The organism is Martinezella lusitana, assembly GCF_014207095.1.
Taxonomy (GTDB): domain Bacteria; phylum Pseudomonadota; class Alphaproteobacteria; order Rhizobiales; family Rhizobiaceae; genus Rhizobium; species Rhizobium lusitanum_B.
Map to the genome: position 1 here is coordinate 45,524 of NZ_JACHBG010000015.1, position 15,866 is coordinate 61,389.

Annotated in this window: 18 protein-coding genes; 10 read left to right on the forward strand and 8 right to left on the reverse strand. The window is 60.2% G+C overall.

Features of this window, described 5'->3' with window-relative positions:
• The first annotated feature begins 15 nt into the window (after positions 1-15).
• Positions 16-654, forward strand: coding sequence for a class I SAM-dependent methyltransferase (locus GGD46_RS23940; protein ID WP_184708667.1), 639 nt, complete (start codon positions 16-18; stop codon positions 652-654).
• Between the two features lie 342 nt (positions 655-996).
• The gene (locus tag GGD46_RS23945; protein WP_184708669.1) at positions 997-1,959 is read left to right on the forward strand and encodes an SDR family oxidoreductase; all 963 of its coding nucleotides are present in this window, start codon (positions 997-999) and stop codon (positions 1,957-1,959) included.
• Between the two features lie 65 nt (positions 1,960-2,024).
• Here GGD46_RS23945 and attM read toward each other — a convergent pair whose 3' ends face one another.
• Positions 2,025-2,816 carry an N-acyl homoserine lactonase AttM gene (attM, locus tag GGD46_RS23950; RefSeq protein ID WP_184708671.1) on the reverse strand — a complete coding sequence of 264 codons (792 nt, stop codon included), beginning with the start codon at positions 2,814-2,816 and terminating at the stop codon, positions 2,025-2,027.
• 138 nt (positions 2,817-2,954) lie between these two features.
• Between attM and GGD46_RS23955 the strand changes: the two genes are divergently transcribed.
• Positions 2,955-3,830: a LysR family transcriptional regulator gene (locus GGD46_RS23955; protein WP_246806458.1), complete on the forward strand. Its 876-nt coding sequence runs from the start codon at positions 2,955-2,957 to the stop codon at positions 3,828-3,830.
• Here GGD46_RS23955 and GGD46_RS23960 read toward each other — a convergent pair.
• Together GGD46_RS23960 and GGD46_RS23965 are read right to left on the reverse strand one after the other, a co-directional pair.
• Complete coding sequence (locus GGD46_RS23960; RefSeq protein ID WP_184708675.1) at positions 3,827-4,732, reverse strand: phosphotransferase family protein; 906 nt, start codon at positions 4,730-4,732, stop codon at positions 3,827-3,829. The genes GGD46_RS23955 and GGD46_RS23960 overlap by 4 nt on opposite strands.
• Positions 4,733-4,802: 70 nt before the next feature.
• Positions 4,803-6,125 carry an MFS transporter gene (locus GGD46_RS23965; RefSeq protein WP_184708685.1) on the reverse strand — a complete coding sequence of 441 codons (1,323 nt, stop codon included), beginning with the start codon at positions 6,123-6,125 and terminating at the stop codon, positions 4,803-4,805.
• A 108-nt stretch (positions 6,126-6,233) separates the two neighbouring features.
• Here GGD46_RS23965 and GGD46_RS23970 point away from each other — a divergent pair, with 108 nt between their 5' ends.
• Positions 6,234-6,686, forward strand: coding sequence for a helix-turn-helix domain-containing protein (locus tag GGD46_RS23970; RefSeq protein WP_184708688.1), 453 nt, complete (start codon positions 6,234-6,236; stop codon positions 6,684-6,686).
• Positions 6,687-6,715: 29 nt separating this feature from the next.
• On the opposite strand, the gene GGD46_RS23975 is transcribed toward GGD46_RS23970, so the two are convergent.
• From GGD46_RS23975 to GGD46_RS23990, 4 genes are all read right to left on the reverse strand, one after another.
• Entirely contained in the window at positions 6,716-7,597 is an 882-nt protein-coding gene (locus GGD46_RS23975; protein WP_184708690.1) for an NAD(P)/FAD-dependent oxidoreductase, read from the reverse strand.
• Positions 7,594-8,043, reverse strand: a complete 450-nt coding sequence (locus tag GGD46_RS23980; RefSeq protein ID WP_184708692.1) for an Rrf2 family transcriptional regulator — start codon at positions 8,041-8,043, stop codon at positions 7,594-7,596. Before GGD46_RS23980 ends, GGD46_RS23975 begins: the two co-directional genes overlap by 4 nt.
• A 95-nt stretch (positions 8,044-8,138) precedes the next feature.
• Positions 8,139-8,723, reverse strand: coding sequence for an isochorismatase family protein (locus GGD46_RS23985; protein ID WP_184708694.1), 585 nt, complete (start codon positions 8,721-8,723; stop codon positions 8,139-8,141).
• 78 nt (positions 8,724-8,801) lie between these two features.
• A complete protein-coding gene (locus tag GGD46_RS23990; protein ID WP_184708696.1) occupies positions 8,802-9,551 on the reverse strand; it encodes a sulfite exporter TauE/SafE family protein in 750 nt (249 codons plus the stop codon).
• A 97-nt stretch (positions 9,552-9,648) separates the two neighbouring features.
• Between GGD46_RS23990 and GGD46_RS23995 the strand changes: the two genes are divergently transcribed.
• From GGD46_RS23995 to GGD46_RS24015, 5 genes are all read left to right on the forward strand, one after another.
• Positions 9,649-10,569, forward strand: a complete 921-nt coding sequence (locus GGD46_RS23995) for a LysR family transcriptional regulator (protein ID WP_184708837.1) — start codon at positions 9,649-9,651, stop codon at positions 10,567-10,569.
• A gap of 48 nt (positions 10,570-10,617) precedes the next feature.
• Positions 10,618-11,424, forward strand: coding sequence for an alpha/beta fold hydrolase (locus GGD46_RS24000; protein ID WP_184708698.1), 807 nt, complete (start codon positions 10,618-10,620; stop codon positions 11,422-11,424).
• A gap of 138 nt (positions 11,425-11,562) precedes the next feature.
• Positions 11,563-12,291 (forward strand): hypothetical protein, encoded by a 729-nt coding sequence (locus GGD46_RS24005; protein ID WP_184708701.1) that lies wholly within the window; start codon positions 11,563-11,565, stop codon positions 12,289-12,291.
• Between the two features lie 167 nt (positions 12,292-12,458).
• Positions 12,459-13,583, forward strand: a complete 1,125-nt coding sequence (locus GGD46_RS24010; RefSeq protein WP_184708703.1) for an alkene reductase — start codon at positions 12,459-12,461, stop codon at positions 13,581-13,583.
• Positions 13,580-14,308, forward strand: a complete 729-nt coding sequence (locus GGD46_RS24015) for an SDR family NAD(P)-dependent oxidoreductase (protein WP_184708705.1) — start codon at positions 13,580-13,582, stop codon at positions 14,306-14,308. The genes GGD46_RS24010 and GGD46_RS24015 overlap by 4 nt, the downstream gene beginning before the upstream one ends.
• A 40-nt stretch (positions 14,309-14,348) precedes the next feature.
• Here GGD46_RS24015 and GGD46_RS24020 read toward each other — a convergent pair whose 3' ends face one another.
• Positions 14,349-14,636: a hypothetical protein gene (locus GGD46_RS24020; protein ID WP_184708707.1), complete on the reverse strand. Its 288-nt coding sequence runs from the start codon at positions 14,634-14,636 to the stop codon at positions 14,349-14,351.
• A gap of 153 nt (positions 14,637-14,789) precedes the next feature.
• Between GGD46_RS24020 and GGD46_RS24025 the strand changes: the two genes are divergently transcribed.
• Complete coding sequence (locus GGD46_RS24025; protein WP_184708708.1) at positions 14,790-15,848, forward strand: LacI family DNA-binding transcriptional regulator; 1,059 nt, start codon at positions 14,790-14,792, stop codon at positions 15,846-15,848.
• Positions 15,849-15,866: the final 18 nt, after the last annotated feature.

Consider the following 15,866-nt stretch of genomic DNA (forward strand, 5'->3'; position numbering starts at 1 on the left):
GGAAAGACGACCTTCATGAGCACAGCGAGCGACGCACGTTTCTGGGATCGGGCCTCACGCAATTACGCCAGGGGCGCTATCGCGGATCAGGCAGCATACGAGCGGACGCTCGGCCGCACTCGAGCCTTGCTTACGGCGGGCGATAGAGTGCTGGAGCTTGGCTGCGGCACCGGAACGACCGCGCTCCAACTCGCGAGTAGTGTTCGAGAGTATCTTGCGACGGATATCTCCCCAGAGATGATCGCAATCGCCAATGAGCGATACATCGCTGAGCCGATACCAAGCCTTGCCTTCAAGGTCGCGACCGCCGAAACCATTGCGCCCGACCCGGCGCAATTCAATGCCGTTCTCGGATTCAACTATTTGCATCTCGTCCGCGATCTCTCAGGCACGCTTCGTCAGATTCACAGCTTGCTTGCTACGGAAGGCTTGTTGATCTCCAAGACTCCCTGCGTCGGCGAGATGAATCCGCTCATTCGGCTGGCGCTGCTGCCCGCGATGCGCGCGCTCGGCAAGGCACCCTATGCCGGCGTTTTCCGGGCATCAGAACTCGCGGCGCAAATATCTGCCGCAGCCTTCGACATTCTTGCCATGGAAAACCATGCGACAAAGGGAGATGACTTCAGCCCTTACATCGTGGCCCGCAAGAGATAAGTGGGCAGGTTGGCCTCGCATCTTTCGATTGACGCCGACGCCGCGTCTGCCGTAAACCTCACCTGTCGAAAATGGCTGGCTTGGTCTCGGTAGGCCCAGGCCCTTCTCCCTGGGAGAAGCTCTGTTCCACGCCTACAGCGCCGCGCGTCACTTGTGACGCGCAAAGGTCGCTGTAGGACTTTAGGTCTGCTGCATAATTTGTTCCTAGATCGATCCCGATCTAGGGAATTATGCAGTGCGTGAGATACCCCGACGGTCCCCGCGCCCCGTGCGCGTTCCGGGTCTGTTGGGCAGCCATATGACAAAGCTCCTTCAGCAGACCTTTTTCGAAGGAGTTGTTTCATGTCTGCTATCGATAAATCCCAACCCATCCTCATCTATCTCGCCGGTGGCGTGCAGGGTGGCGCCGTCGTTCGCGCCGCGCTTCGCCGGGGCTTTAAGGTGAGAGCGCTCGTTCGGGATCGCAAACGCGTCCCGGCGCTCTCGGCCATTGGCGTCGAACTTGTCGAAGGGGATCTTCGCGATCCCGCCTCGCTTCGCGCCGCTGGCGCCGGCATCGCCCATGCCGTGATGCAAATTCCCATCGGATCGCAGGACGACATGCGCATCCAGGCCGAGAATGCGGTATCGGCGTCGATCGCATGCGGCCTGAAATCAGTTGTCCTGAAGCTCGCAAGCGCCAGCCGTTCGGCGCCTTGCGAGGAACCGAGCTTTGTCGCCAATGCGATGATCGAGGATATTGTCCGCCGATCAGGCTTGCCCTTCTGCATCGTGCGTCCCACCATGTATCTCGACAATCTGCTGAAACCATCCGCCCGGAAAGATATCGTCGAGGAGGGTGTTTTCGCGCCACCGATGGCGGAATCCCAGCGCATTGCCTGGACTTCGGTCGACGATTGCGCCCGCGCGGCCATGACCCTGCTCGCACACGGCATCCATTCCGGCGATTATCGCATCGCCGGACCAGACAGCGTGACAGGCAAGGAGCTGGCATCGCGGATGAGCCTATGGTTGGGGCGCCAGATCACCTATCGCGCCCAGCCGCTCGATGAATTCGAGAGAGATGTGGATGCCGCAATGGGACCCGGAACGGGGCGTCGCGTCGCGTCCAAGTTCCGCTTCTTCGCATCTAATCCGGAGGAAGCGAATGCCATACTATCGCGGCCGTTCGAAGCGGGATCCGAGCTCAAGGATTTCCGGCCGACCGGCATAGAGGAATGGGTTCGCCAACATCGAAAAGCCTTCTTTGAAGGCAGTGCATCGAGCGCTGGCGATCATGGAGCAATTCCGAGGAAAACTGCCTAGCGTCTTTTCCTCCGAACTGGCGGGAGAAACAAAAAGCCTTCGCCGCCGCCCTAATGGCACATGCGTCAGTCATAATAGGCTGGCGCATGCCTGAATTGCGGCCAGGCTTCGGGATCATGACCCGTAACGATCATGGCGCCTGACTGCTCGGCCAGCACGCGAAGCTTTTGAACCGAGCGTACCGTCTCCACGGTGGACGTAAGGAAACCGGGAAGGGCCCTCTCGTTCCAATGATCCAGCGTGTAGGCGGCATCGACGGTCAACAGAATTGCCCCCGATTTCGGCAGGCGCAGCAGGAAGGACTGGTGGCCAACGCTATGGCCCGGCGTGAAAATCATCCTGAGCGTGCCATCGTCATAGAGGTCGTAGCCATCCGTGACGCTGCCCTCCAGGAATTGCCATTTCAGACCCGGACGGTCGAAATCGCGGCGGACATAGGCGCCGGCGGCAAACCAATCGGGCGCAAAGGCATATTCATACTCCCGACGCTGAACGATGTGGGTCGCATTGGGGAAACGGCCGATGGCTCCGGTGTGGTCCGAATGCAGATGAGACAGAACGACGAAGCGAACATCGTCAGGCGAAAGGCCGAGCCTCGCCAGTTGCACAACGCATCCCTGTTCCTCGGTCATAAAAGGCTGGTAGCTATCGACGCCATCGCCCCAATAGACACGCGGATCGGCCAAGCCTTCAACAGCGAGGCCGCCGTCGATGATGACGTTACCCTTGGGATGGGTGAGCAGAAACCAGGGCACCGGTATTTCATAATCGGCGCCAACACCCTCGCCCATCCTGATGTCATGGACTTTGCATTTCTGAGTGCCGGACTGAAACATATATAGCCTGATCTCGCTCATCACCCTGCCTGCCGTTCGAAGATGCCGTTGGTGTCGCCCCCTTGTTTCGACGATCGGCATGCCGGCCACTAGGCGGCATCGTCCACTTACATTTATCGGCTGAGCCGATATATTGTCGGCATGGATCTATTGGTGGCAATGCGCGTCTATGTCAGGGTGGTGGAACGCGGTAGCATGTCGGCCGCCGCCCGCGACCTCGGCATGGGGCAACCCGCCGTCAGCGAGCGCATTGATCGGCTGGAGCAATATCTGGGCGCACGGCTGCTGCTGCGAAACACACGCAAGCTCTCCGTTACCGATACCGGCTTCGCCTTCTACGAACGGAGCAAACAGGTTCTCGACGCCGCGAGCGATGCTCTGGCCGTTACGAATGGCGACCAGCCGTTGCGCGGTACGCTCAGGATCGCCGCGCCGCACGGCGTCGGCGAGGTCATGTTGCCGTCAATCCTGCTGCGGATGCGCGAACGCCACCCTGAGCTCAAGATCGATCTGGTGCTCAACGACAGGATCGTCGATCCCGTGACCGAGGGCGTCGACATCTCGCTGCGTCTCGGCGATCTTGGAGAAGGCAATTTCATTGCTCGTAAGCTTGGCCATGTCGGTCGCGTGCTGGTGGCGTCGCCGGGCTATCTCGAGCGGCGTGGTGCGCCCGCAAGCCCTGGCGAACTCGTCGACCATCCCTTTCTTCGAGTTTCCGTCCTCTTCAACGGCGCGCGACTTCCTCTGATTTCCGCGGATCGGCAAGAAGAACTCGCCGCCATCAACATCGTCCTCAGCACAAGCCACTGGCGGCCGCTGCATGGCTTGCTGCTGGATGGCGCTGGCATCGGCGTCTTGCAGCAGCCCGTTTGCACTGAGGATCTTGCGAGCGGCAAACTGATACCGCTGCTGCCTGGATTTGCCGTGCCGGGGTTCGATCTGCATGCGCTCTACCCGGCGGCGAGGCCGGTGGCGCCGCGAATCCGAACGATCCTGTCTCTGCTGGAAGAAGAGCTGCCTGCGCTCCTGACTTAAACCGGAAGATCGGCGGCCAGAGCCTCACATCTCGCCATCGCCCAGCGAAGATCCTCTTCGCTTCCGGCTTTAGCCGCTTCATGGATCTGTTGCAGGCCAATCCGCAGCTGATAGCAACGCAACACCACCGGATCGCCCATCGCTTGCGGTTCGCACTCCAAGAAATAACGCGCCTGCGCCTCCATGCAGGCGAGCCAGGGACGCCAGAAGAAGATGTTGGCGACATCATAGAGCGGATCACCAAAGAGCGCTTCGCTCCAGTCGATGACGCCGGTGATGCTCACACCGTCGGTCAACACGTTGTTCGATCCGAAGTCTCCATGCACGAGGCAACGGAATTCGGGACATTGCGGTACGAAATCCATGAAGAGAGACAGATGCCGCTCCAGCCAAGGTCCGCCTACTGATGTTTCGACGCTTTTCCAGTCGTAGTGCTGCCCAAGCGAAATCGACGCCAGAAAGTCACGCCAACTCGAATGCTCTGCATTCCCTCGCGCATCGAAACGGCCGTATCCCCGCGTTTCATGAAGCGGCGATTGCGCGATTGTCCGCAAGACGCCTGCGACCGAGCCGATGACGTCAGGCAAAGCAGCCGTCGGCAGATCCTGTAAGGTAACGCCCGCCGCACGTCTGGACACGCAATAGGAAAATGGCCCGACCGCGCCGATGGACAGGACTTCAGGAATAGGCAGTTCCGAGGTTGCAAAATGCTTTTGGCAGAAGGCATCCTTCTGAAAGTCGTCAGCCACATTATTGATCCGAAGAATAAGGTCCTCATCGCCGAGGCGAATGCCGAAGACCTGTGACTCCTCGCCCTCGGAGACGGTGCTCCACTGCGAGACCGGGCCAAGATCGCGCTCTACGGCCTCTGCAATGGTCTTGCGCAGCAGTGTCGGCTTCATCGGCTCTCCTCATCGTGCCCAGGGGAATGCAGCAACCGCGAGAGCATCGGGATCGCCGCATCGCCGACCGCTATATATCATTTCCGCCGATCTTTTGCGTCGCGATGGCCGGCGTCGCCCGCAGGGTCAGCGCCCAGAAAAGAAGGGTTGCCAGGCTGATGGCGGCGCCAGAGAGGCAGACACCAGTCCATCCCGCATGGGCGTAGATGATGGTCGACGTCGAGGAGCCGATGGCGCTGCCGATCGAATAGAACACCATATAGGCTGCGGTGAGACGGTTTTGCGCTTCCGGCCTGACGCGATAGATCATACCCTGATTGGCGACATGCGTTGCCTGCAGGCCGAAATCGATGACGAGGACGCCAATAACAAGCCAGAGGATCGAATGGTCCAGCATCGAGATCGGTAGCCAGGCAAATAACATCAATGCAAGCGCGATGCCGGTGACGCGTTGACCATGACCGCGATCGGTCCAGCGCCCTGCCCGGACGGCTCCGAGCGCGCCCGCCGCGCCCGCAAGGCCGAACAGGCCGACTTCCGTATGCGACATGGAGTGAGGCGGTGCGGTCAGCGGCAAGACAAGCGGCGCCAGCAGCGTGGTAATATTGGCGAAGATCAGCATGGCGATAACGGCGCGGATGCGTAAAACGGGTTCTTCGACCAGCAGCGTCGCCAGAGAGCGGATGAGGCCAAGATAGGAAAGGCTCGATTTCGGCTTCTCCTGCCGCGGCAAGGCACGCCACAACAGGAATGCGATCACCAGCGTCAGCAATGCCGAGACAATATAGACCGTCCGCCAGCCGGAGAGGTCGGTGAGCGTTCCGGCAACGCTTCGCGCCAGAAGAATGCCAAGCACGATGCCACTGGTGACCATGCCAACGATGTGACCACGCTCGGAGGGATGCGCAAGGCTCGCGGCATACGCGATCAGCGCCTGCGTTACCACGGCCAGGAAGCCGACAGCCGCCATGGAAACCAGCAGCATCGTCGCATTGCTGGAAACGCTGACGCAGACGAGGGCAACCACGGTCAGCATCGACTGCACGACGATCAGCTTGCGCCGATCGACGAGGTCGCCGAGCGGCACAAGCAGGATCAGGCCCAGCCCGTAACCAAGCTGCGTTGCGCCGACGATGAGACCGGCGACGGTACGCGAGAGCTGGAGATCGTCTGCCATGACATCGAGAAGCGGGTGGGCGAAATAGGCATTGGCAACCGCCAGGCCGCTGGCAACAGCGAATAAGAGGATGGTCAGGCGCGTCAGCGGCGCGATGCCTGCAATGTCCGCAAAAGACGCCTCGGTTTGGCCTTTGGAGGCGGTCGCCTGAGCGGAATCGAGACGCACAATATCGTTCGCGCCGCCCGCAGGCGGCACGTCTTGCCTGATTGTCATTGCAAACTCCCGTATTTTTGGTTTAATAACGAAACCAAACATCGAATAACAGCGTTGGTTTAATAATGCAACCAATCTTGCGTGCGAAACGCGTAGAAGGCTAAGGGAATGGTGGCGCGAAAAAGCCTCAAAGGCGATTACTGCCCGAGCGCGCGCTCACTGGATGTAATCGGCGACTGGTGGTCGCTGCTGATCGTGCGCGATGCCTTCGACGGGCTGACGCGCTTCGGCGAATTTCAAAAAAGCCTCGGCATTGCCAAGAACATCCTCACCGAGCGCCTGAAGACTCTGGTGGCGAGCGGTATCCTGGAGCTTGTTCCGACAAGCGAAGGTGGCGCGCGCATGGAATATCGGCTGACAGCGATGGGAAAGGATCTCTTCCCGGTCATGGTGGCGCTGCGCCAGTTCGGCGAGCGCCATCTTTTTGAACCGGCGGAAGACCATTCGCTGCTGGTGGATCGTGCAAGCAGACAGCCCGTGCACCTCGACATCAGGGCACAGGACGGCCGGCTGATTGGCCCCGACGAAACGGTTATCGTGAGAATACCGGACGAAAAATAAGAGGGCGCGAGCGCCCTCCGAAGCCAGTCTTAAAACACGAGCGAGCGGTGCAATTGCGCGCCCGCCCAGGCGCCATCGCCAACCGCCAGCGTTACCGAATGCGGGATGCGCGCGGCATCGCCACAGGCAAAAGCGCCAGGAATGGTGCTTTCCTTCGTGGCATCGGTCTGGATCTGCGTTCCGAATAGCGTGGCCTCGATGCTGCAGCCAAGATGTTCGGCAATCGGGCTGGCCGGCGCAACCTTCGACGCGGTAAAGAGCCCGGCAAATTGCAGCAGGCGACCATCGGTCAACCGCACATCCGCCTTTCCTTCCAACCTCATGACCGGGGTTTCCTCGATCGTTACGCCACGAGCGGCGAGATCGGCGCGCTGCGCCTCATCCGGCAGGAAAGCGCCGTTTAGGAACAACGTCACCTCTCCCCATTCCGGCAATAGCTGCGCCTGATGCAGCGACATGGGGCCGGTGGCAATGCAGCCGATGCGGCCCTGATCAAGCTCGTAGCCATGGCAATAGGGGCAGTGGAAGACGCTCTTGCCCCAGCGTTCGCCGAGACCTTCGATGGCAGGAAGAGTATCGGACACGCCGGTCGCAAAGAGAAGCCGGCGGCCATCATGGCGCGCACCATCGGCGGTCGTGACAACAAAGGCATCCTTCTCGCCCTCAGCCCGCTCGGCATTGCCCTCGACCCAGGTCAGCGTCGGATAGGCCAGGAGCTGCTCGCGCGCCTTGCCGGCGATCTCTGCCGGATCGACCCCATCCTGGCCGAGAAAGCCGTGGGACTCTTCAGCGAAGCGATTGCGGCGCTTGCCGGCATCGATGACCAGCACCTTGCGGCGGGCACGGAGAAGCTGGAGGGCGGCCGCCATTCCGGCGTAGCTGCCCCCAATGACGATGACGTCGTGTCTCATGATATGGTCCTTCTTTCGCGCCACTCCGCATGGCGCCGCGCGAAGTCAGCGGCGAGATCGGCGAGAGTGACGGTTTCAAAACGCTTGAGCAGCAGCGCCTCAGCCTCGGCAAAGGCGTCGTCGAGCACGGAGTTAACGGCCTGCTCCACAAGACATTCGGGCGTTTCGTTGCGATTACCTATCGCAAAGACGGCAGGTTCGCCGAGCGCCTCGTGCAGCTGCCGCAGCGTTACCGAGCCGAGATCGGCGGCGATCGTCCAGCCGCCCGTATGCCCCTTGGCGGAGCGGACGATGCCGACCTCACGCAGAAGCCCCATGGTGCGGCGCACGACGACCGGATTGGTGTTCATGCATTGCGCCAGGGTCTCTGAGGTGACGGGACCGCCCTGCTCGGCCATATGGAGAAGAGCGTGCAGGACGGAGGAAAGGCGACTGTCTCTTTTCATGCAACTTCAATTATTACGATTCGACGCGGCAATCAAGTGCCGAACCGCGAGAGAGATCGCCAGGCTGGGACGTCTCCACTTTTCCCGGAAATGCTCTAGATGCGCCCTTTGAAACGGACATCCCGCGCCGACGCGCAGATGCACACCTCATCGCCAAGCGACCATTCCGCTGCTCTCGCCGCCATTGCGGCCGGAACACCATCCGAGCCCGGCCCGGCGGGGACGTCATAAGTCGCATGCGCATCATGCGGCAGCAGCACGCCATAGCCGAGCTCCAGCGCGGCGCGCGTCGTCGCAGCGACGCACATTTCCGAAAGCACGCCGCAGATGGCGAGATCGTGTACGCCCGAGGCCTCGAGAATGTCGTCGAGATCAGTGTCCTCAAACCCGTCATCCCCGGCCTTTCTGAGCACTCTCTCGCCGGAAAGGGGCGGAAAGTGCAGCTGCCATCCAGGCTGAGACGGTTCGTCCACGGCGCCGGGCTCGCCGTCATTCTGCAGGAATATCACCGGCGCACCGGCGCTGCGGGCCTCAGTCAGCAGAACTGATATCATCGATAGCAGTACCTCGTGACCGGGCACGGCTTCGGCCCCTTGCACGAAGGCGCTCTGCACATCGACGACGACAAGCGCATCGACCGGAGAAAGATGATCGCCAATCTCGTGCAGCTCTTCTTTCATCGATCAATCGCTCCGATGCCTGAGGAAAACTCCCCAGCATATGTGGCGGCATCGAACCTCTCACAATATGCGAGTGTCTTAGAGAAGCGCTTTGATGACCATTTCGACACCAAGCAACAAAAGGCAGACCAGAAACCAGCGGCGGAAGCTTGCCGGGCTGACGCGATTGCGGATGATCTGCCCCGCCCACATGCCCGCCAACGCCGGAATGATCGCAAGGGCCGACATTGCCAGATTGTCGATACGAAAGGCGCCGTGCCATGCAAGCGCACCAGCTAACGCTATCGTCGAAACCGTGAAAGAGAGGCCGAGCGCCTGAACCAGATCATCCTTCTCGAGGCCCAACGCCTGGAGATAGGGAACCGCCGGCACGACAAAGACGCCCGTGGCGCCTGTCAGCAGGCCGGTCGCCAGGCCAATGACCGGCGACATCAACGGCTCCAGCTTGGCCGGTACACGAAGCTGACGGGCGAAAAGCGCATGGGCGGCATAGAGGACGAGAGCCACGCCCAAAGCGCCCGTCGTTAGCTGCGAATTGCCGCTGGCAAGCAAGGATGAGCCGGCGAAAGTGCCAGCCATCACTAAGGCTATCAGTAGCCAGAGCCGCAGCACAAGCTTGCCAAAACTCGGCCCTGCCAAGAGCTGCCAGACATTGGTCACGAAGGACGGCACGATCAGCAGGCCTGCAGCAGCGAGCGGCGAGATCAATGCGCCGAGCACGCCCATCGCCACGGTCGGCAACCCCATGCCGGTAACGCCTTTGACGATGCCGGCGGCAAAGAAGGTGGCGAAGATCGCGGCAACAAGCCATGTCGAATGATCCATCATGCCCCTTCCCTAGCAAATCCGGAGGGTCGGACAATGCGGATGATGTGAAGGCAGACTTCGGCTATGCCGAAGGCTGGGTATGCGGTACTATTCGCTTATGCGTTTCGACCTGACCGACCTTCGCCTCTTCCTCGCCGTCGTCGATGCCGGCAGCATCACCCATGGCGCTGCCGATGTCGGACTTTCGCTGCCGGCTGCCAGCGAGCGACTGCGCGACATGGAGGCCAATGGCAGCATACAGCTGCTGGAACGCGAACGACGCGGCGTTCGTCCGACCCCAGCCGGCGAAGCGCTGGCGCATCATGCCCGCCTGATCCAGCGGCAACTGGCGCAGATGCGCGGCGAACTCGGCGAACATGCCAGCGGCATGCGGGCAACCATCCGGCTTCTTGCCAACACCGCCTCCATGACGGAATTCCTGCCCAAGCGCCTTGCCGCCTGGATGGCCGGGCATCCGCGCGTCGATATCGAACTCAAGGAGCGGCAGAGCATCGAAATCGCCAGGGCCGTTTCGGCGGGGCTGGCCGATATCGGCATCCTCTCGGACGCCGTCGATACGTCAGGCCTGATATTGCAACCCTTCGCGACCGACAGGCTCGCGGTGGTCATGCCGCGCGATCACGCGCAGGCCGCGGCGAAACGGATTGCTTTCGCCGATATCCTGCATGAGCATTTCATCGGGCTCGCCGGCGGGGCCTTGCAGGAACACATCGACGCCCAGGCTGCCAGGTTCGGTACGAGGCTGAAGATACGTGTACGAATGCGGACCTTCGAGGCCATCTGCGAGATGGCCGCTTGCGGCATCGGTCTTGGCATCGTGCCGGAAACAGCCGCGCGGCGTTGCAGCCGCTCGATGGGCATAGCCGCACTCCGCCTCACCGACGACTGGGCGACGCGCAGGCTCTCGGTCTGCGCCCGTTCGCTGGAAGATCTACCGCAACCGGCGCGCGATCTTTTCCAGCAACTGGCAACGACGAAACTACGACCTACATTGGTAAAACCATCGCGGATCGAATAGGGTCGCGCGCATTGCTGCCTGGAGGAGGCAGCCGATTGGGAGGTCAACATGGAATTTCGGGACGACGATCTCGATCGATTCGAGGCGGAGGGGCCGACACCCTTACCGGACACTGAAACACAGGGCCATGCCGGTCATGACGGCGCCCGCATCTGGTATGCATCCTACGGCAACGGCGCTCCGGTGATCCTCCTGCATGGCGGCCTCGGCAACAGCGGCAACTGGGGCCACCAGGTGCCGGCACTGATCGACGCGGGCTATCGCGTCATCGTCATCGACAGCCGTGGCCATGGCCGCAGCACCCGCGACGAGCGGCCCTACACCTACGAACTGATGGCTTCCGATGTGCTCGAGGTCATGGACAGGCTTGGGATCGAGAAGGCTGCGGTTGCCGGGTGGAGCGACGGCGCATGCATCGGTATGGTCCTTGGACATACCCACCCGGAGCGGATTTCCGGCGTCTTCTTCTTCGCCTGCAACATGGATCCGAGCGGCACCAAGGAATTTGTGGCGACGCCGATCATCGAACGCTGCTTTTCCCGGCACGCGAAGGACTACGCCGCCTTGTCGGCCACCCCCGAAGTGTTCGACGCCTTCGTGGAGGCAGTCGGCCTGATGCAGCGAACGGAACCCAACTACGCCATCGCCGATCTCGCCGAGATCAAGGTGCCGGTCGCCATCGTGCATAGCGAGCACGACGAGTTCATCAAGCGCGAACATGCCGACTATCTCGTGCGGCATATTCCCGGCGCGGAAATGATCCTTCTGCCTGGCGTCAGCCACTTCGCACCCGTGCAGCGGCCGGCTCAATTCAACGCCGGTTTACTCGGCTTTCTCGCTAGGATCGCAACATAGTATCTGAAAAATGCTAAAACCCAATCTCATGTCCGCGATACCCAACGCTTTTAGCGAGCAACATTTATTTTTCAAAATAGCAATTTTCTCTAGATTCAAAACTACCCAGTTTTCGCCAGGTCTTATGGGGTTAGAAAGTTGCAAAATAACGATAAAATCAAAGGTAGCTTAATTAGTGTATTGTGGAATTTTGCGAAGCGCCAAGGGATAGCCTCAACGGCCATTCTAGGCGCTGGCGTCGTCATCATCGGCAACTTCTACAATCTACCTGGAATGACTGTGGTTGGCAGCCTCCTTTCCATGTTCGCCGCACTCGCGGCAGCAATACAACAAAATGAATTTCAAGAAAAAGTTGAAGAACAAAATCTCCATATTTCTTCATCGATAACGGGGGGCCTTTCTTTTTGTCATGGCTATCCCTTCCGTGAAAACGAAGCTCTCGACACATACGAATGGACGTTTATCCACGTTGGGAAATACCCGATCCACAACGTGAGCGTGAGGATAGTTCATATTGACGACTTAATTGAAAATGGCAATCTTATAAGTAAAAATTTACTTGGGAATAACTTTAATCTTGGAACAATACTCCCAGGAAAGTCTCACGACTTTGGCATAAACTCACGAAATCCAAATTTCATCGCTTGTAATCTGTTCTTCTCAGCTAGAAATGGTGACTGGGTACAAGAATTCCGGCGCATCCGGACCAGTGATGGCTTTGCTTATGTCAACAAAGTTGATCGATGGACCGACAACCCAAATGATCTGGTAGCTCTCTACGAGGAGAGCCCCAATTTCCCTCGGCTCGAAACAGGTGAGATTGATTGGAAGGGTTTGCCACCAATTGCAAGAAAGGAGGAAACATAAGTCGACAATTTGCTACACTTCGACCTGGCGAAAATGAAATCACCCGCATGATCTTGCGCACTCAACGCAAACGACATAGATGATGATCATCATGTTAATCTTGCCTGCATACGGTAGCAAATCATAGCAGCTACTATCGCCAGTGCCGATAGATGATAGGATATCCGATGTTGACTAATCTGTTTTCGCCGCTTGCTATCGGCCCCCATGAACTGGCGCATCGCGTCGTCATGGCACCGCTGACGCGCATGCGGGCAAGTCAGCCGGGCAATATCCCCTCGGCGCTGAATGCCGAATATTACGGGCAACGCGCGACCAAAGGCGGGCTCATCATTTCCGAGGGGTCGCCGGTTTCGCTTGTCGGGCAAGGCATGCCGGCAACGCCCGGCATCCACACGCCAGAGCAGATCGAGGGCTGGCAGGCGGTCACGGATGCGGTTCACAGCAAGGGTGGCAAGATCTTCCTGCAACTCTGGCATGTCGGCCGCATTTCCCATTCCTCGCATCAGCCGGACGGCGCTCTGCCCATCGCGCCCTCCGCCATTGCTGCTAGGGGACAGGCCTTCACGGCCTCGTTCGAGCGCGTACCGTTCGAGACCCCGCAGGCGATCGACATCGATCTGATATCGCTGCTCATCGACATCTATGCGCAGGCCGCCGCCAATGCGAAGCAAGCCGGCTTTGACGGTGTCGAGATCCACGGTGCAAACGGCTATCTGATCGAGCAATTCCTGCAGGCACGCACGAACCAGCGGACCGACCAATATGGCGGGTCGATCGAAAACCGCACGCGGCTTCTGCTCGAAGTGGTTGAGGCCGTTTCCAAGATCTGGGGGTCGGAGCGGGTCGGCGTTCGCCTCTCGCCGTTCGGCATCGCCAATGACAGCGGCGAGGACGATCCCTTGCGGCTCTACGGCCATGTCATTCGCGAGCTGAACCGGCTGCATCTTGGTTATCTGCACCTGATCGAGCCTCGCGCCAGCGGTGCGGGCCAGGCCGAGGTCGACCACAAGAACGTTCCCTCGGCCGCAGAACTCTTCAGGCCGGCATGGTCGGGCAAGCTGATCGTAGCCGGCAACTTCCGGCCCGATACCGCCGAGGCAGCGCTTGCGGCAGGCCATGCCGACGCGATCGCCTTCGGCCGGCTGTTCATCGCCAATCCCGATCTGCCGGAGCGCATCCGGCGCGGCGCGGCGCTCAACCCCTATCACCGCCCGACTTTCTACGGCGGCGGCGCCGAGGGCTATACCGATTATCCGTCACTCGATGATGCCATGGAGGCAGCAGAATGAGCACGCCAAGCGCCGTTATCGTCGGAGTGGGAGCAGAACAGGGCCTCGGTGCCGCGCTCTGTCGCCTGCTCGCGACCAAGGGCTATCATGTCTTCATCGCCGGCCGGACGCCGGCGAAAATCGACAAGGTCGCCGCGACCATCAAGGCATCTGGTGGCAGCGCCGAAGCCATCGAAACGGATGCTACGGATGAAGCCGCCGTCGTGCGCCTTTTCGAACATGCTTTCACAGCTCAAGATGACATCGCCGCGCCGGATTTCGTCGTTTTCAACGCTGGCATCAACCGCCCGATCGGTTTTCGCGACCTGACGGCTGCGCAATTCGAGGAGTTCTGGCGCATCTGCTGCTTCGGCGGTTTTCTCGTCGGGCGCGAGGCGGCGCGGCATCTGGTCCCACTCGGCCGCGGCACGGTGATCTTCACCGGCGCCTCGGCCAGCCTGCGCGGCAAGGCAGGCTATGCACAGTTTGCCGCCGCCAAAGCCGGGCTGCGCATGATCAGCCAGAGCATGGCGCGGGAATTCGGGCCGCTCGGCCTGCATGTCGCCCACACCATCATCGATGGTGGCATCGATGGTGAGCGGCTGCGTTCGAGGCGTCCCGATATGGATGCCGATGGCCTGCTCAATATCGACGCTATTGCCGAATCCTATTGGCATATCCATCGCCAGCATCCTTCGGCCTGGACGCAGGAACTCGATCTGCGGCCCTACAAGGAAAATTTCTGAAGCCGCAACGCGCAGCTCTTGGGCACCTCATGGGGCGGTCCTAGCAGTTTCGCGACAGGGCTTTAGCGATGGCAAGGAACTTCGGATCTTCGTGCCGGTTGCGATGTCGGCCATCCGTATTTTCTCGCTCGGCGACTTCACTCGGGATCGTGAAGGACCAGGCCGACGGCCGGCCTCGGAGATGAAGGAAGCGTGTGAGCCACCCAAGTGTGCCGCGCTTGCCCGCATTTCCCTCACCTTCACTCGGAGGTGGGCCAACTGCGTTCGGATTTGCGGGATCGCCCCAGCGATCATGATAGAGGTCCTTGAAAAGATAGTCGGTCGTCATTGTAATTCCTCATGAGTTGAATCGATTCAATTTCGATGTACGCCGGCCGATTGAATCGGTTCAATAATACGCCGCAGGAAACTATCGTCAAGCAGAATTGAACCGATACAACTTCGTTGCTAGGATGCATCTGAAACGCATGGAGAATTTCAATTGGCCAAGGGCACGATCAGGCTCGCGGACGTCGCCAAGGCGGCGGGCGTATCGCAGGGAACCGCCTCCAATGTTTTCAGCCGGCCCGATGTGGTGCGTGAGGAAGTGCGCGAACACGTTCTCGAAACGGCCAAGCGGCTCGGCTATGCCGGCCCGAGCCTGACAGGGCGCCTGCTGCGGGCAGGAAAGGTCAACGCGATCGGCGTCGCGGCCGTGGAGCCGCTCGCTTATTTCTTCGACGATCCCTGGGCAAGGGCGCTTCTGGCCGCTGTTTCCCAGGTTTGCGATGCCAGCGGCACGGGCCTTGCGCTCGTTTCGGCCAAGGACCGGCAGAAGCTGGATTGGAACATCAAAAGCGCATTGGTTGACGGCTTCATCCTGCTCTGCGTCGAAGGCGGCGAAAAGCTGGTCGAGCTGACGCGCGAGCGGCAGTTGCCCTTCGTGGCGCTGGCCCTGAACGACGACGATCCATCGATCGCCTCGATCAGCGTCGACAATCTGGGAGGTGCCGCCATGGCTGCCCGGCATCTGGCGGAACTGGGGCACAGACGTTTTGGCATGCTTGCGACCGAACTTTCAAACGACCATGTCGGACCGGTCGGCATCGCCGAGATCGAGCGGGCGATCTATTCCACCTCACGCGATCGAGCATTCGGCTACTGGCGGGCGCTCGAGACCTTCGGCATCGTGCGCGAAGATGTGCCGGTCTACGAGACAATCAACGACAAGCCGAGCGTCGAAGCCGGCCTTGACTTCCTGTTTTCGGCTCCTGAGCCGCCGACGGCGATCCTTGCCATGTCGGACAATATCGCTCTGCTGACAATCAATTGGCTGCGGGCACGCGGCCTTTCGGTTCCTCAGGATGTCTCCGTGATCGGCTTCGATGGCGTGCCCGAAGGCGGCATGGTGGAACCGGGCCTCACGACAATGGCGCAACCCTTTGCCGAAATCGCGCAACGCGCCGTCAGGGCGGTTCTCGAGGATGCCGTACCGGCAGAGCGTGAGATGATCGATGTCACGCTGGTGGTGCGCGGCAGCACGGCAGCGCCGAAACGCTGATTTCTCGCCAAAGGAAGT

Coding starts and splice junctions, on each gene's coding strand:
- GGD46_RS23940 (WP_184708667.1), top strand. CDS start 16: ATGAGCACAGCGAGCGACGCACGTTTCTGGGATCGGGCCTCACGCAAT.
- GGD46_RS23945 (WP_184708669.1), top strand. CDS start 997: ATGTCTGCTATCGATAAATCCCAACCCATCCTCATCTATCTCGCCGGT.
- attM (WP_184708671.1), bottom strand. CDS start 2,816: ATGAGCGAGATCAGGCTATATATGTTTCAGTCCGGCACTCAGAAATGC.
- GGD46_RS23955 (WP_246806458.1), top strand. CDS start 2,955: ATGCGCGTCTATGTCAGGGTGGTGGAACGCGGTAGCATGTCGGCCGCC.
- GGD46_RS23960 (WP_184708675.1), bottom strand. CDS start 4,732: ATGAAGCCGACACTGCTGCGCAAGACCATTGCAGAGGCCGTAGAGCGC.
- GGD46_RS23965 (WP_184708685.1), bottom strand. CDS start 6,125: ATGACAATCAGGCAAGACGTGCCGCCTGCGGGCGGCGCGAACGATATT.
- GGD46_RS23970 (WP_184708688.1), top strand. CDS start 6,234: ATGGTGGCGCGAAAAAGCCTCAAAGGCGATTACTGCCCGAGCGCGCGC.
- GGD46_RS23975 (WP_184708690.1), bottom strand. CDS start 7,597: ATGAGACACGACGTCATCGTCATTGGGGGCAGCTACGCCGGAATGGCG.
- GGD46_RS23980 (WP_184708692.1), bottom strand. CDS start 8,043: ATGAAAAGAGACAGTCGCCTTTCCTCCGTCCTGCACGCTCTTCTCCAT.
- GGD46_RS23985 (WP_184708694.1), bottom strand. CDS start 8,723: ATGAAAGAAGAGCTGCACGAGATTGGCGATCATCTTTCTCCGGTCGAT.
- GGD46_RS23990 (WP_184708696.1), bottom strand. CDS start 9,551: ATGATGGATCATTCGACATGGCTTGTTGCCGCGATCTTCGCCACCTTC.
- GGD46_RS23995 (WP_184708837.1), top strand. CDS start 9,649: ATGCGTTTCGACCTGACCGACCTTCGCCTCTTCCTCGCCGTCGTCGAT.
- GGD46_RS24000 (WP_184708698.1), top strand. CDS start 10,618: ATGGAATTTCGGGACGACGATCTCGATCGATTCGAGGCGGAGGGGCCG.
- GGD46_RS24010 (WP_184708703.1), top strand. CDS start 12,459: ATGTTGACTAATCTGTTTTCGCCGCTTGCTATCGGCCCCCATGAACTG.
- GGD46_RS24015 (WP_184708705.1), top strand. CDS start 13,580: ATGAGCACGCCAAGCGCCGTTATCGTCGGAGTGGGAGCAGAACAGGGC.
- GGD46_RS24020 (WP_184708707.1), bottom strand. CDS start 14,636: ATGACGACCGACTATCTTTTCAAGGACCTCTATCATGATCGCTGGGGC.